This window comes from Clostridium sp. (assembly GCF_051650885.1).
In the GTDB taxonomy this organism is placed as follows: domain Bacteria; phylum Bacillota; class Clostridia; order Clostridiales; family Clostridiaceae; genus Clostridium.
Genome location: NZ_JBOFRG010000059.1, coordinates 17,634 through 31,617 on the forward strand (window position 1 = coordinate 17,634; position 13,984 = coordinate 31,617).

Below are 13,984 nucleotides of genomic sequence, written 5' to 3' on the forward strand. Positions count from 1 at the left end.
AGACAGTATTAAAATTAAAGTATTTTTTGAATACAAATACCAATAGTTCCAGGACCGGTGTTTACCCCAAGAGCAGGACCTACTTTAGAAAATCTAATAGATTTAATATTAGGAAAATCTTTAATTAGTAAGTGTAACTTCTTAGCAAGTTCATCAGCACCACCAGAAACTATAGTTATATAGTATTCACCAGTCTTATTTAAAATATCTCCAGTTATTTTTTGAATTTTAGAAAGTGCTTGTTTTTGTCCTCTAACCTTAGAGTGAGTTTCATAAACACCTTCATCTGTAACGTAGATAATAGGCTTAAGGTCTAAAATAGAACCTATTGTTCCAGCAACTTTTCCGATTCGACCACCTTTTTGTAAGTACTCTAGTGTATCTATAGTAAAATAAAGGTGTGATTCTGTTCTTAAAAGATTAAGTTTATCTATAAGTTCATCAAAAGAAGAACCATTTTTAATCATTTCAGAAATGATTAATGCCATTGCTCCTTCGGAACCACTTAAGGTTTTTGTATCATAAACAAAGGTAGTTAAGTTTGGGAAGTTTTCTGAAACAAGTCTAAATGAATTTCCAGTACCAGAAAAAGCACTAGATATTGATATCATTAAGACATGAGTATAGCCTTCTTTTTCAAGGGTAGAAAAAAGGGTAGTCATTAAATCCATAGAAGGAAGTGATGTTGAAGGAATTACCTCTTTAAGTCTAGAATAAACTTCATCAGATGTAATCTCTAATACATCATTGTATTCTTTTTCAGGATAAATTACTCTAAAGGGAACTAGGTGAATATTATTTTCTTTTAATTCAGTTAAAGTTAGGTCAGAACCACTATCTGTTACTAAAGCGATTTTTTGCATATTGCTTACCTCCTAAAAATTGTAAAATATTAATTAAAACTATATCACTATTGATATAGTTTTACAAGAAAAAATGGAAAGAACCATTCCTAATGGAATAGTTCTTTTAAATTAAGATATTATGACTTAATATCAATAGTTGATTTGTTATCTACTATATTGATTATTGTATTTCCTTGAGAAAGTTCAATTTCCTTTCCAGATAAATCATAGAATTTAGTCCCACTATATTCAGAATCTTTTTTCCAAGTAATATCTATTTTCTTTCCATTAGAAAGTAAATAACCAGTTCCAGTTCCAATAATATCAATATCTAAATGGCTTCCATCGTTACCAAGAGTTATATTGGTTTTTTGAATCAATACATTGGAGAAAGTTAATGGAAAGTTATTGTTACTGTCAGTAGCCAATTCACCATCCATATACTTAGTGTACTTATTATCCTTAAACTTATAAGTTGTATTATAAATTTTATTAGGTGCGATATAAACTTCAGTTGCTTTTTCATTAGCATCAGAAAGTGCATTTTCTTTAAATTTAAATGATTCTTTAGGTGGAGTATTAAATCCTTTAGAAGATACTAAATCTAACATATGTTTAGGGGTGGTATACAAGTTATGTGGAGCTTTTCTGTCAGAATCTCTAAAATAACTTGAAGGATTTTTCATTTCATTTAAACTCATGGATGTAGAATCAGAATCTATTTCTGATAAAGCATCTGACGAACCACCACAATGTCCAAAGGCTAGAGAATGCTCTTTAGTTAATGTTAAAAAATATGGTCTAACGCTTCGGACAGGACCAATTTTTTCAGGCGTATTTTTGTGAAATAAAGCTAAAAATCTTGGAATTCCACCTTCGGCAGAAGTTTCATAAATTATATCAGCTTCAGATAAACCACTTTGAGGTCTAGCAAATGTTGAGTTTTCTACTATAACCATGTAAGGAGTTTTATTTAAAGTTTCTTTAGTAACCTTTTCACCTGTATAAGGAGAAGCATATTCTTTTGTAGTATTTTTATCTATATCCCCTGATGTTTGAGTATCATTATTATTTTTTGAATTACAGCCTATTAGTGAAAAACTAAATAATAATGATAATAAAATAATTATTTTTTTCATAATGTCACCTCTTTATTATATTTTTACCAATTAAGGATAAATTTAAACTGATAAAATATTCATGTATTGGAATATTTAAGATTATGAATCAAAAGGGAAAAATATACATAATTAAAATTATAGATATGAAAAGATATTGAGAGATAAATTAGGTAATATTAAAAATATGAAGTAATTTATGAATTTTAGGCAATTGCACCTTAAAAATATATAAAGTATAATTGAATTTGGAAAATACTATATATTGTGCAAAGGGGGTAGTTTGAGTGCTATATATTGTGAAAAGAGATGGGCGTGAAGTAGAATTCAATTCCATAAAAATAGCAAATGCAATTCAAAGAGCCGCAACAGAAGTTGGAGTTAAACTCAGAACAAGTCAAAACTTCGATATAGTTCAAAAGGTAATTAACTATATTGAAATGAGTGGAAATGATAAGGTATCAGTAGAAGAAGTTCAAAATCTAGTTGAAAAAGCATTAGAAGATACAGGACTTCAAAGTGTAGTTATAGCATATAGGAATTATAGACGAGAGAGAACAAAGGTTAGAGAAATAAAATCTGATTTAATGAGAGCAATAGGAAAGATAGGTGTAGAGACTGATAGAGATAATGCAAATGTTGGAAATAACTTTAGTTCAAAGTTATTAAGAATAGCATCAGAATCAAACAAGTGGCACAACCTAGCAAGTATGCCTAAAAAACTATCAAAAGCACATGAAAATGGAGATATTTATATTCATGATTTAGATTCATACAATCTAACTGTAAATTGTTTGCACATACCAACTAAAGAAATTTTAGAAAAAGGATTTAATCCAGGGTATGGAACAATAAAAAAACCTAAGAGAATAGAAACAGCAGCAGAGCTTAGCTGTATACTACTTCAATCGAGCCAGAATGATATGTTCGGTGGACAGTCACATCCAGATTTTGACAATGATATGGGGATTTTTATTCAACCAACCCGAAATGAAATTAGAGAAGAATTTAAAGAATTAGGAATTGAAAATGAAAAAATAAATGAAATAGTTGAAAAGAAATTAAAGATGAGAATTCGTCAAGCTATGCAAGGGGTTGTTTACAACCTAAATACGATGCATAGTCGTGCTGGTCAAAAGTGGGCCGTTTAAAAGCTAATCGCATAAGTTTTTAAATAATTAGTGGGGAAAATCGGTGAAGGCTAAGTAGTTTAATGATTAATAAATTTGACAATAATAAAAAGGAGGTGAGAAGAGATGACTCAATATGTAGAATTTACTAAAAAAATTATTGAATTATATGAGAAAGGCGTGAGCTTAAAAGGTATAGGGTTTGAACTGGAGATAGAAAGTGTTTATGCAATAAGGAAAATTCTTGGTGAGAACAATGTAAATATAAGAGGAAATGCTGGGTATAGAGAAAATTATAAGATGGGAACAAAGAAACTAGAAAAAGAAATTATAGAATTATATAAAAGGGGATTAAGTTTAAGTCAAGTAGCCCAAAAAACTGGGTATAAAAGTCCAAATACAATTAGGAATATACTTAAAAAATACAATATAGAAACAAGAGGGAAATCAGGATATAAAGAACCATTCAATGAAGACTTTTTTGAAAATATAGATAGTGAGGAAAAAGCTTATTTTTTAGGATATATGATGGCAGATGGGAATGTGTATGAAAGAAGTGATTCGAGCCCTTGTGTGAGGATTGAATTAAGCAATAAAGATAGATATATTTTAGAAAAATTTCAAGAATGTTTAGATTTAAAAGATAAGGTGAAATATACAAGAAAAAATTGTAGTGTATTAAGAATACATTCAAAGAAAATGTTTGATGATTTAAATAGATGGGGTATAGTTCCACAAAAAACTAAACATGAAACTATGAAAAAATTAAATTTTTTAGATAAAGATGTAATAAGACATTTTATTAGAGGCTTTTTTGACGGAGATGGATGGGTAACGAATACAACATCGCACGGAAAAAGAAAAGGTTCAAGGAAATGTATTGGATTTTGCAGTAATAAAAAGATGTTGGAAGAGTTGATGGAGTTTTTAAATAAGAAAATAGATACAAAGATTCTAAAAGTAACGGAACGAAGAGGATGTTCAATGATTCTTTATTCATCAAAAAAAGATACGCAAGCATTAATAAAATATTTTTATGAAAATTCTACTATATTTTTAACGAGGAAATTTAATGAGTGCAATAAACTATATGTTAATACCGAGACTACTATAAGCAAATAGTGGTTGTAACGCATAGGAAGTGAGCGATAATGTTAGCAAAAATCTTCCCACGAGTCTCCGCAACCCTTGCGACAGAGAGGGTTAAAATATATGCTGAACTTTAGGGAAACCTAAAGAGGTAATAGATAAAAAACTATTACGATAACAAATTGTCACAAGTTCCATTCTCATCAATAAATTTAGGGATACCAAATTCTAAAGATGCTGCACTTGTATGTGAAATATTTTTAGAAGAGTATGAAAAAGGATTAGGAAAAGGAGAGCAACCAATTTTTCCAAATATTATATTTAGAGTTAAAGAGGGAGTTAATAGAGAAAAGGAAGATGAATATTATTATCTTTATGAGCTTGCATGCAGGGTTGCTTCAAAGAGGATGAATCCAACCTTTATGAATATAGATGCTTCCTTTAATAAAGAATATTATGATAGGGGCTATATGCCAAGTACCATGGGTTGTAGAACTTATTTAATGAAGAATATCAATGGTGAGCCAGGCTGCACAGGGCGAGGAAACATTGCGCCAACAACATTAAATTTACCTCGTATTGGAATATTAGCAGAGGGAAATATTGATAAATTCTTTAAGATTCTAGATGAAAAGATTTTAATTGCAAGAGCATCTTTAATGCATAGATATAATATCCTTAAAAATTTAAAGGTTAAAGATTTACCTTTTGTTGCAGGTCAAGGGTTAATGAAGGGTTCTGAAGGGCTATCTTCAGAAGATTCTATTGAGCCAATTTTAAAGCAAGGAACTTTTGGAATTGGATTTATAGGGCTTGCAGAAACTTTAGTTTCTTTAGTTGGATCACATCATGGTGAATCGGAAGAGGCTAGAGAGCTTGGAATAAGAATAATAACTCATTTAAGAAAAGCATGTGATAGATTATGTGAGGAAACTAGATTGAACTGGAGTGCTTATGCAACACCAGCAGAAGGACTTTCAGGTAAATTTATAAAGCAAGACCAAAAGATGTTTGGATATATAAAAGGTGTAACGGATAAAGAATATTATACAAATAGTTTCCATATTCCTGTGGGACACTCAATTTCAATAACTAAAAAAATAGATGTTGAAGCGCCATATCACAGTTTATGTAATGGTGGTCATATTAGTTATTTAGAAGTAGATGATTGCCCTGATGGTGAAACTATAATGGATATATTAAATTATGCATATAAAAAGACTGATATAAGTTATTTAGGAGTTAATTTTCATATAAGATATTGTAAAAATTGTGGAACATATCTTAAAAATGAAGATAGATGTTGTCCTGAATGTAAAAGTAATGATATTCAAGGGGTATCAAGAGTTACAGGGTATTTAAGCCTTGATGAAAGATTTGGTCAAGGAAAACAAGCTGAAAGAGAAGATAGAATAACTCATACAGAAACACATACAAATTATTATAGAAATTGTTAAACAAAGATAAGCGTCATTTAAATAGTGATGCTTATTTTTTTGAATAAAAAATAGCGTAATTAATATAAAATATTTTAGAAAAAAAGTAACACATATACAAAATTAAATAAATGTATTTCAAATTAATAGAAAATTGAATTTTAGAAAGAAAAACTTGCAACATAATATCTAAAAATCCAATTAAAAGACATAAAATGGGGATAAAATGAATGGAACGGTACAAAACTTGCAAATTTATTTGCCTTGATAAATTAAGTGTGATAAAATGGGAATAATTAGTAAATAAATGGTAAATGGAAAGGTGGAGAAGGAGGGGGCTAAATGGCAATTATAAATCCTGAAAATGGGAAAAAAATATATATAGTTGATACAACTTTAAGAGATGGGGAGCAAACAGCAGGGGTAGTTTTTGCAAATGCAGAGAAAATTGCAATAGCAGAAATGCTAAGCGAGCTTGGAGTAGATCAATTAGAAGTTGGTATTCCAACAATGGGTGGAGATGAAAAAGAAGTAATAAAAAATATAGCTAAAAGAAATTTGAAAAGTAGCATAATGGCATGGAATAGAGCTGTAATATCAGATATTGAAGAATCAATAGACTGTGGAGTAGATGCAGTTGCAATATCAATATCAGTTTCTGATATTCATATAAAACATAAACTAAAAACATCAAGAGAATGGGTTTTAGAAAATATGATTAAATCAGTTCAATTTGCAAAGAAAAATGGTCTTTATGTATCTGTAAATGGTGAAGATGCATCGAGAGCTGACAAAGATTTTTTAGTTCAATTTATTGAGGAAGCAAAAAAAGCTGGTGCAGATAGATTTAGATATTGTGATACTGTTGGGATTATGGAGCCTTTTGCACTTAGAAAAGATATTGAATATATCTATGGCAAAACAGGTTTTGATATAGAAATGCATACTCATAATGATTTTGGGATGGCTACAGCAAATGCACTTGCAGGAACAAAGGCTGGTGCAAATCATATTGGAGTTACTGTAAATGGATTAGGTGAGAGAGCTGGAAATGCAGCTTTAGAAGAAGTGATTATGGCATTTAAAATATTGCTTGAGCATGATACACATTTTGATACAAGGATGTTTAGAGAAGTATCTGAATATGTTTCAAGAGCAGCAGGAAGAGAATTACCAGTATGGAAGGCTATAGTTGGAGATAACATGTTTGCACATGAATCAGGAATTCATGCAGATGGAGCTATAAAAAATCCTAAGAATTATGAAGCTTTTGATCCTAATGTAGTCGGACTTGAAAGACAAATTGTTATAGGGAAGCATTCGGGAAAAGCAGCAATTGTTAGCAAGTTTAAGGAGTATGGAATTACTTTAGAAAAGAATGAAGCAGATATCATTTTAGAAAAAGTAAGAGCTATATCTATAAGAATGAAAAGAAGTCTTTTTGATAAAGAATTAGTTGGAATGTATAAGGAGTATAAAGCTGGTATAAAAGAAAAAGAGGCACAGGTTTAAGATAAGGGGGCAGAAAATGGGAGATAATTTAGTTTTTAAAATTTTGAAAAATCATATAGTTGAAGGAAAGTTAGAGGATGGGCAAGCTATAGGGTTAAAAATAGACCAAACATTAACACAGGATTCAACTGGAACAATGGCATATCTTCAACTTGAAGCTATGGAAATAGATAGAGTGAAAACAAAGAGGTCAGTAGCCTTCGTAGACCATAATATGCTACAACAAGGTTTTGAAAATGCAGATGACCATAAATTTATAGAAACAGTAGCATCAAAGCATGGGGTATATTTTTCAAAGCCAGGAAACGGAATATGTCATCAAGTATTTTTAGAGAGATTTTCAAAACCAGGAGAAACATTAATAGGGTCAGATAGCCACACACCAACAGGTGGAGGAGTAGGAATGCTTGCAATGGGAGCTGGTGGACTTGATGTTGCTTTAGCTATGGCAGGTGGAGCTTATAATATTAATGTTCCAAAGGTATGTAAAATAAACTTAGAAGGAAGCCTAAAGCCAATGGTGGCAGCTAAGGATATCATATTAGAAGTATTAAGAAAGTTATCTGTTAAAGGTGGAGTAGGAAGAGTTTTTGAATATGCAGGAGAAGGTGTAAAAACTTTATCAGTTCCTCAAAGGGCTACTATCACTAATATGGGAGCAGAGCTTGGAGCAACAACATCAATATTTCCAAGTGATGAGAAAACATTAGAGTTCTTTAAAGCACAGGGAAGAGAAGATGAGTGGATAGAGTTTAAGCCGGATGAAGATGCTATTTATGACGAGGAAGTAACTATCAATTTAAGTGAGTTAAATCCTTTAGCAGCAAAACCACATTCACCAGATAATGTTTTAGAGGTTTCTGAAATTGGCAAAATAAAAGTTGACCAAGTAGCAATAGGAAGTTGTACAAATTCTTCTTATGAAGATTTAATGAAAGTAGCTAAAGTTTTAAAAGGTAAAAAAGTACATCCAGAAGTAAGCTTAGTTATAGCACCAGGCTCAAGACAAGTGATGGAGATGATGGCTAGAAATGGAGCTTTAGCAGACATTATAAGTGCAGGAGCAAGAGTATTAGAAAATTCTTGTGGACCATGTATCGGAATGGGACAAGCACCAGGAACTGATGGAGTTTCATTAAGAACTTTTAATAGGAATTTCTATGGAAGAAGTGGAACATTATCAGCACAAGTTTATCTAGTAAGTCCAGAAACAGCGGTAGTTTCAGCGATAAATGGATATTTAAGTGACCCAAGAGAATTAAATGTAGATTTAAATGTTGAGATGCCAAAGGAATTTATAATAGATGATTCTATGATTTTAGTACCAGCTGAGAAAAATTCAGATGTTGAAGTAAAAAGAGGACCAAATATAAAACCATTCCCAATAAATAAAGAATTAGGTGATAATGTTAGTGGAAAAGTTGTATTAAAGGTAGAAGATAATATAACAACAGACCATATAATGCCTTCAAATTCAAAACTACTTCCATTTAGATCAAATATACCTTATCTTTCAGAATTTTGTTTCAATACAGTAGACACGGAATTCCCAAAGAGATGTAAGGATAATGATGGTGGGTTTATTATAGCAGGAGAAAACTACGGACAAGGTTCAAGTAGAGAGCATGCAGCACTTGCACCACTGTATTTAGGAATAAAGGCTGTTTTAGCAAAATCATTTGCTAGAATTCACAAAGCAAATCTTATAAATAATGGAATAGTTCCTGTTGAGTTTGAAAATAAAGATGATTATGAAAAGATAGAATTAATGGATGAAGTTATTTGTGAAAATATTAAAGAGCAGTTAGCAGAAGGTATTTTAATATTTAAAAATAAGACTAAAGGTACAGAGTTTAATGTTACTGTCAATTTAACAGAAAAAGAAATTGATGTAATAAAAGCTGGTGGAAGATTGAATTATGTAAAAATAAATAATTAATCAAAAAAGAGTAATGATTTTTTTCATTACTCTTTTAAAGTGCGATAACAATAGCACCAACGAAAACTAAGATTACTCCAAGAATTGTTTTTATAGTTAAACCTTCTTTTAAAATAAGTGCGGATAAAAGTATTGTTATAACGATAGAAAGCTTATCTATAGGAACAACTTTTGTTACACTACCATGCTTAAAAGCATAATTCATAAAAAGCCATGATAAAGCACCAAAAAGTCCAGTTAAAATAAGAAAGAAAAAATCTTTTTTATGAGCAAAAAGCGAGTTTAAATTATTAAAATCACCTTTAAAAGATGAGATGAAAATAAAAAATACTGCCATAATAATTGCTTTAATAGTTCCTGCTAAGGACGGACTTAAATGAGTTACTCCAAGTTTCGTGAAAATGCTAACCATACTGGCACATACAGCACCAAGTAAAGCGTAAATTAGCCAAAGTGGCATAAAAAATCCCCTCCATTCCTATCTAATTATACATTTAAAAACAAGAAGTGCAATAGAGATTAAAGAGAGAAGTGAGGGAGTGAAAATCACGAAAATAAGTTATAATAAAATTATAAAAAATGAACTAATTAATAATTATTATTAATTGTATTTATTAATTCTGACTAAAGTAGTATAATATAAAGGAGCTGATTTATAATGGGGAAAAAGGTAAGGCTAGCAGGGATTTGCTATGAAAGTCTTGTTAATGGACCAGGAATGAGGCGTGTATTTTTCTCACAGGGTTGTAAGCATAAGTGTGATGGATGTTTTAATCCAGATACTCATAGCTTTAATGATGGAGAAGAATTCGATATGGATGACTTAATAAAAGATGTATTAGAAAATCCTTTATTAAAGGGCGTTACCTTTAGTGGTGGAGACCCATTTGAAAGAGCAGAAGAATTTTCTTATATGGCAAAGGTATTTAGAAGAGAAAACTTAAATGTATGGGCTTTTACAGGATATACTATAGAAGAAATTTTAGAAATATCAAAAGAAAGAGATGGGTTTAAGGAATTCTTAGAAAATATTGATGTGCTTGTAGATGGAAAGTTTATACAAGCTTTGGCAAAGGAAGGGTTAAAATTTAGAGGGTCATCAAACCAAAGGATAATTGATGTAAAAAAAACATTAGATAATAAAAAAATAGTTTTAATAGATAGATATATGTAAGGAGAGTGCGAGTATGAAGTTAACAGTTAGAAATAAAAAATGTAAAGAAGCTAAAGGATTAATAATATCTTTATTTGAGGATAGATTAGAAGTTAAAAATCCTGAGATAAATAAAATGGTAGAACACCTTAAAAATAGCGAAAGATTTTTAGGTAAGAAAGGTGAAGTATACAGTTTCACACGTGAAGTAGAAGGTTCAATACAAGATGTTGTTCTTTTAGGACTTGGGAAAGAAGAAAAAGTTACATTAGAAGATATTAAAGTTTCTATGTCAAAAGCATATAAAAAAATACAAGAATTAAAAATCAATGATTTAGTAGTTAAAATGATAAAATCAGAGAAATTTAAAGTAACAGAATTAGCACAAGCTATGACTGTAGCATTAGTATTAACTGATTATAAGTTTGATAAATATAAATCAGATAGAAAAGAAGAGAAAGAAGTAGAGGTTTCATTCTCAGGGTGTGCTATAAAAGCTGAAGGTGATGAAGCTGTTTTAGAGGCAGTTAATGAAGGTGTAGACATAGCAGAAGGAATTATAATTGCTAGAGATTTAGTAAATGAACCTGCAAATGTTATGTATCCTAAGGTTTTAGCTAAAGAAGTTTCAAAATTAGGAAAAGATTATGGTTTTGAAGTAGAAGTTTTTGAAAAAGATAAAATTGAAGAGTTTGGAATGGAAGCATTCTTAGCAGTTGCAAAAGGTTCAAAGAAAAAGCCAAGATTAATAGTTATGAGATACTTTGGAGATGCTGACAATAGAGAAAAAACTATTGGATTAGTAGGAAAAGGGTTAACTTTTGATACAGGTGGATATTCATTAAAACCATCAGCAAGTATGGATACAATGAAAAGTGACATGGGTGGTGCAGCAGCAGTTGCAGGAGCTATGGCATTAATTGCAAAAAGAAAGCTTAAAGTTAATGTTATATCAGTAATTGCAGCTTGTGAAAATGCTATTTCAGGAAATGCATATAAGCCAGGAGATATAATAGGAAGCATGAAAGGAACTACAATTGAAGTTCTTAATACAGATGCTGAAGGAAGATTAACTTTAGTAGATGCAGTAACTTATATTCAAGAAAAAGAAAATGTTAAAGAAGTTATTGATTTAGCTACATTAACAGGAGCAGCTTTAGTTGCTTTAGGTGATACAACATCAGCTATTCTTTCAAACAATGATGAATTCTTTAAAGAGCTTGAAGAAGCTTCATTAAGAACTGGAGAAAAGCTATGGAGATTACCAGCATTTGATGAATATAGAGAATTAATAAAATCTGATATAGCAGATTTAAAAAATATTGGTGGAAGATATGCAGGAACAATAACTGCAGGATTATTTATAGAGAAGTTTATAAATGAAGGAAATTCATGGATTCACATGGATATTGCAGGAACTGCTTGGACAGATGCACCAAAACCATATAAAGCAAAAGGTGGAACAGGAATTCCAGTAAATACTTTATATGAAATGGTAAAAGAAAGAAGTTCTAAATAGAAAAAAGATATATAAAAAGATGATTTCTAGTAAGTAGAAATCATCTTTTTTATTGTAGATTATTATTAATTTTTTAGGGTATCTGAAGAAATATCTATATTTTAAGAAGTGGTTTCTTCAGTAGAATTTAAGTTGGTATTTTGAGTTTTATGTATTTTATCAACTATAGGAATACCATATTCCTCAATAGTCTTTGAGATTGCCAATGGGACATCAATTTTCCCGTGAGCATATCCAAACTTATGATTATTTTTCATTATAAATAAAATCATGATTTTCCCTTTACCTGTATAAGTAAGCTCTGCTGAAGTAAGCTCTGTTAAAGGTAGTGCACATTCTCTAAAATACATTTTTTCTTTTGTAATTATCATTGTATTTTTTACAGAACCTATAAGCAAGAACAACATTAATGCAGCTGCTAATAAAAAGAAATATTTTTTTGATTGAATAGTTAAAAATACTGATAGTATTAGTACAATGAAAAATAATATAGTAAATTTTTTTAGGTTAGCATCTTTGAATATTTTATATTCACCTTTGCAAGTACTTAAAAAAGCTTTTTGTTTTTTTAGTGCTAAAGGTATGTTTATAGCTAACACAATTAATAAAATAATTTCTGCAATAAGTATTGCCATGAAAATTTCCTCCTATGTATATAATAATACTATCCATTATAACAGAAGAGGGGAAAAAATTAAGAATTAAGAATTAATAATTTAAAATTAGAGGGGAAATTTAATATTTTTTGGAAAAAAACAGAGGTTTTCTATAATTAGAAACCTCTGTTTAAAATTTTATTTAAATTTTAGAAGTCAGATTGTCCTGTAGTTCTTGGGAATGGTATAACGTCTCTGATGTTTGTCATTCCAGTGATGTACATGATTAATCTTTCGAATCCTAGACCAAATCCAGCGTGTTTAGTTTCACCGTATTTTCTAAGTTCTAAGTACCACCAGTAATCTTCTTCGTTTAAGTTAAGTTCAGCCATTCTTTCTTTAAGAAGGTCTAATCTTTCTTCTCTTTGACTTCCACCTATTATTTCTCCTATTCCAGGAACTAAAAGGTCCATAGCAGCAACTGTTTTGTTGTCTTCATTCATTCTCATATAGAATGCTTTAATATCCTTTGGATAATCAGTTACAAATACAGGCTTTTTGAAATGTTCTTCAGTAAGGTATCTTTCATGCTCAGTTTGTAAATCAATTCCCCATTCAACTGGATATTCAAATGTTTTTCCACAGTTTTTAAGAATTTCTACTGCTTCAGTATAAGTAACTCTTCCAAAGTTAGAGTTTGCAACGTGGTTTAATCTTTCTACTAAACCTTTGTCTATGAAGCTGTTGAAGAATTCTATTTCTTCAGGACATTCTTGCATAACATATTTTATAACATAAGTTAACATTTCTTCAGCTAATTTCATGTTGTCATTTAAATCAGCAAATGATATTTCAGGTTCAACCATCCAGAATTCAGCTGCATGTCTTGCAGTGTTTGAGTTTTCAGCTCTAAATGTTGGTCCAAAAGTATAGATATTTCTAAATGCTAAAGCATAAGTTTCCCCGTTTAATTGTCCTGAAACTGTAAGGTTAGTTTCTTTTCCGAAGAAGTCTTGTGAGTAATCAATTGAACCATCTTCATTTGTTGGAGCATTGTTTAAGTCTAAAGTTGTTACTTTAAACATTTCTCCAGCACCTTCACAGTCACTTCCAGTTAAAATTGGAGTATGAGTGTATACGAAGTTTTGCTCTTGGAAGAATTTGTGAATAGCATAAGCTGCAACTGATCTAACTCTGAATACTGCTGAGAAAGCGTTACTTCTTGGTCTTAAGTGAGCTATTGTTCTTAAATACTCAAAAGTATGTCTTTTCTTTTGTAATGGGTAATCAGAGTCTGACATCCCTTCAATAACTATTTCAGTAGCTTGAATTTCAAAAGGTTGTTTAGCATTTGGAGTTTCAACTAAAGTACCAACTACCTTTAATGATGAGCTAATAGCTAATTTTGAAATTTCTTTAAAGTTTCCTAGTTTGTTGTCAAAAACAACCTGAACATTTTTGAAGAAAGAACCATCGTTTATTTCAATAAACCCGAAAGCATTTGAAGCTCTTAAAGTTCTTATCCATCCTGTTATACTTACTTCTTTTCCTAAATGGTCAGAAGTTTCTCTATAAAGAGATCTAACTAATACGTTTTTCATTTAAAAATCCTCCTATTTACTTAAAAAATTGTATAAAAAAAATCCT

The 13,984-nt window shown here is 30.4% G+C and carries 11 protein-coding genes and 1 pseudogene; 7 read left to right on the forward strand and 5 right to left on the reverse strand.

Translation table 11 applies throughout. The annotated features are described in order from the left end of the window. Nucleotides 1–14: 14 nt before the first annotated feature. Both ACRC28_RS03135 and ACRC28_RS03140 read right to left on the reverse strand, forming a co-directional pair. The gene (locus ACRC28_RS03135; protein ID WP_438542001.1) at nucleotides 15–863 is read right to left on the reverse strand and encodes a DegV family protein; all 849 of its coding nucleotides are present in this window, start codon (nucleotides 861–863) and stop codon (nucleotides 15–17) included. 119 nt (nucleotides 864–982) lie between these two features. Beyond that, nucleotides 983–1,984 (reverse strand): DUF3048 domain-containing protein, encoded by a 1,002-nt coding sequence (locus ACRC28_RS03140; RefSeq protein ID WP_438542002.1) that lies wholly within the window; start codon nucleotides 1,982–1,984, stop codon nucleotides 983–985. A 266-nt stretch (nucleotides 1,985–2,250) separates the two neighbouring features. On the opposite strand from ACRC28_RS03140, the pseudogene nrdD (ACRC28_RS03145) reads away from it, so the two are divergent. The 5 genes and pseudogenes from nrdD (ACRC28_RS03145) to ACRC28_RS03165 form a co-directional block, all read left to right on the forward strand. Further along, nucleotides 2,251–3,102 (forward strand): annotated as a pseudogene (gene nrdD / locus ACRC28_RS03145) (anaerobic ribonucleoside-triphosphate reductase); the annotation flags it as partial. A 117-nt stretch (nucleotides 3,103–3,219) separates the two neighbouring features. Next, nucleotides 3,220–4,215, forward strand: a complete 996-nt coding sequence (locus tag ACRC28_RS03150) for an LAGLIDADG family homing endonuclease (protein ID WP_438542003.1) — start codon at nucleotides 3,220–3,222, stop codon at nucleotides 4,213–4,215. A gap of 125 nt (nucleotides 4,216–4,340) precedes the next feature. Beyond that, nucleotides 4,341–5,639: an anaerobic ribonucleoside-triphosphate reductase gene (gene nrdD / locus ACRC28_RS03155; protein WP_438542011.1), complete on the forward strand. Its 1,299-nt coding sequence runs from the start codon at nucleotides 4,341–4,343 to the stop codon at nucleotides 5,637–5,639. 321 nt (nucleotides 5,640–5,960) lie between these two features. Further along, nucleotides 5,961–7,130 carry a homocitrate synthase gene (gene nifV / locus ACRC28_RS03160; protein ID WP_438542004.1) on the forward strand — a complete coding sequence of 390 codons (1,170 nt, stop codon included), beginning with the start codon at nucleotides 5,961–5,963 and terminating at the stop codon, nucleotides 7,128–7,130. Nucleotides 7,131–7,146: 16 nt separating this feature from the next. Then, the gene (locus ACRC28_RS03165) at nucleotides 7,147–9,069 is read left to right on the forward strand and encodes an aconitate hydratase (RefSeq protein ID WP_438542005.1); all 1,923 of its coding nucleotides are present in this window, start codon (nucleotides 7,147–7,149) and stop codon (nucleotides 9,067–9,069) included. A gap of 34 nt (nucleotides 9,070–9,103) precedes the next feature. Here ACRC28_RS03165 and ACRC28_RS03170 read toward each other — a convergent pair whose 3' ends face one another. Beyond that, nucleotides 9,104–9,529 carry an EamA family transporter gene (locus tag ACRC28_RS03170; protein WP_438542006.1) on the reverse strand — a complete coding sequence of 142 codons (426 nt, stop codon included), beginning with the start codon at nucleotides 9,527–9,529 and terminating at the stop codon, nucleotides 9,104–9,106. 198 nt (nucleotides 9,530–9,727) lie between these two features. Between ACRC28_RS03170 and nrdG the strand changes: the two genes are divergently transcribed. Together nrdG and ACRC28_RS03180 are read left to right on the forward strand one after the other, a co-directional pair. Beyond that, entirely contained in the window at nucleotides 9,728–10,243 is a 516-nt protein-coding gene (gene nrdG / locus ACRC28_RS03175; RefSeq protein ID WP_438542007.1) for an anaerobic ribonucleoside-triphosphate reductase activating protein, read from the forward strand. A gap of 13 nt (nucleotides 10,244–10,256) precedes the next feature. Beyond that, complete coding sequence (locus ACRC28_RS03180; protein ID WP_438542008.1) at nucleotides 10,257–11,741, forward strand: leucyl aminopeptidase; 1,485 nt, start codon at nucleotides 10,257–10,259, stop codon at nucleotides 11,739–11,741. Nucleotides 11,742–11,842: 101 nt separating this feature from the next. Here ACRC28_RS03180 and ACRC28_RS03185 read toward each other — a convergent pair whose 3' ends face one another. Beyond that, nucleotides 11,843–12,376 carry a hypothetical protein gene (locus tag ACRC28_RS03185; RefSeq protein ID WP_438542009.1) on the reverse strand — a complete coding sequence of 178 codons (534 nt, stop codon included), beginning with the start codon at nucleotides 12,374–12,376 and terminating at the stop codon, nucleotides 11,843–11,845. A 170-nt stretch (nucleotides 12,377–12,546) separates the two neighbouring features. Continuing rightward, nucleotides 12,547–13,938 carry an asparagine--tRNA ligase gene (asnS, locus tag ACRC28_RS03190; protein ID WP_438542010.1) on the reverse strand — a complete coding sequence of 464 codons (1,392 nt, stop codon included), beginning with the start codon at nucleotides 13,936–13,938 and terminating at the stop codon, nucleotides 12,547–12,549. Nucleotides 13,939–13,984 lie beyond the last annotated feature (46 nt).

Coding starts and splice junctions, on each gene's coding strand:
- ACRC28_RS03135 (WP_438542001.1), bottom strand. CDS start 863: ATGCAAAAAATCGCTTTAGTAACAGATAGTGGTTCTGACCTAACTTTA.
- ACRC28_RS03140 (WP_438542002.1), bottom strand. CDS start 1,984: ATGAAAAAAATAATTATTTTATTATCATTATTATTTAGTTTTTCACTA.
- ACRC28_RS03150 (WP_438542003.1), top strand. CDS start 3,220: ATGACTCAATATGTAGAATTTACTAAAAAAATTATTGAATTATATGAG.
- nifV (WP_438542004.1), top strand. CDS start 5,961: ATGGCAATTATAAATCCTGAAAATGGGAAAAAAATATATATAGTTGAT.
- ACRC28_RS03165 (WP_438542005.1), top strand. CDS start 7,147: ATGGGAGATAATTTAGTTTTTAAAATTTTGAAAAATCATATAGTTGAA.
- ACRC28_RS03170 (WP_438542006.1), bottom strand. CDS start 9,529: ATGCCACTTTGGCTAATTTACGCTTTACTTGGTGCTGTATGTGCCAGT.
- nrdG (WP_438542007.1), top strand. CDS start 9,728: ATGGGGAAAAAGGTAAGGCTAGCAGGGATTTGCTATGAAAGTCTTGTT.
- ACRC28_RS03180 (WP_438542008.1), top strand. CDS start 10,257: ATGAAGTTAACAGTTAGAAATAAAAAATGTAAAGAAGCTAAAGGATTA.
- ACRC28_RS03185 (WP_438542009.1), bottom strand. CDS start 12,376: ATGGCAATACTTATTGCAGAAATTATTTTATTAATTGTGTTAGCTATA.
- asnS (WP_438542010.1), bottom strand. CDS start 13,938: ATGAAAAACGTATTAGTTAGATCTCTTTATAGAGAAACTTCTGACCAT.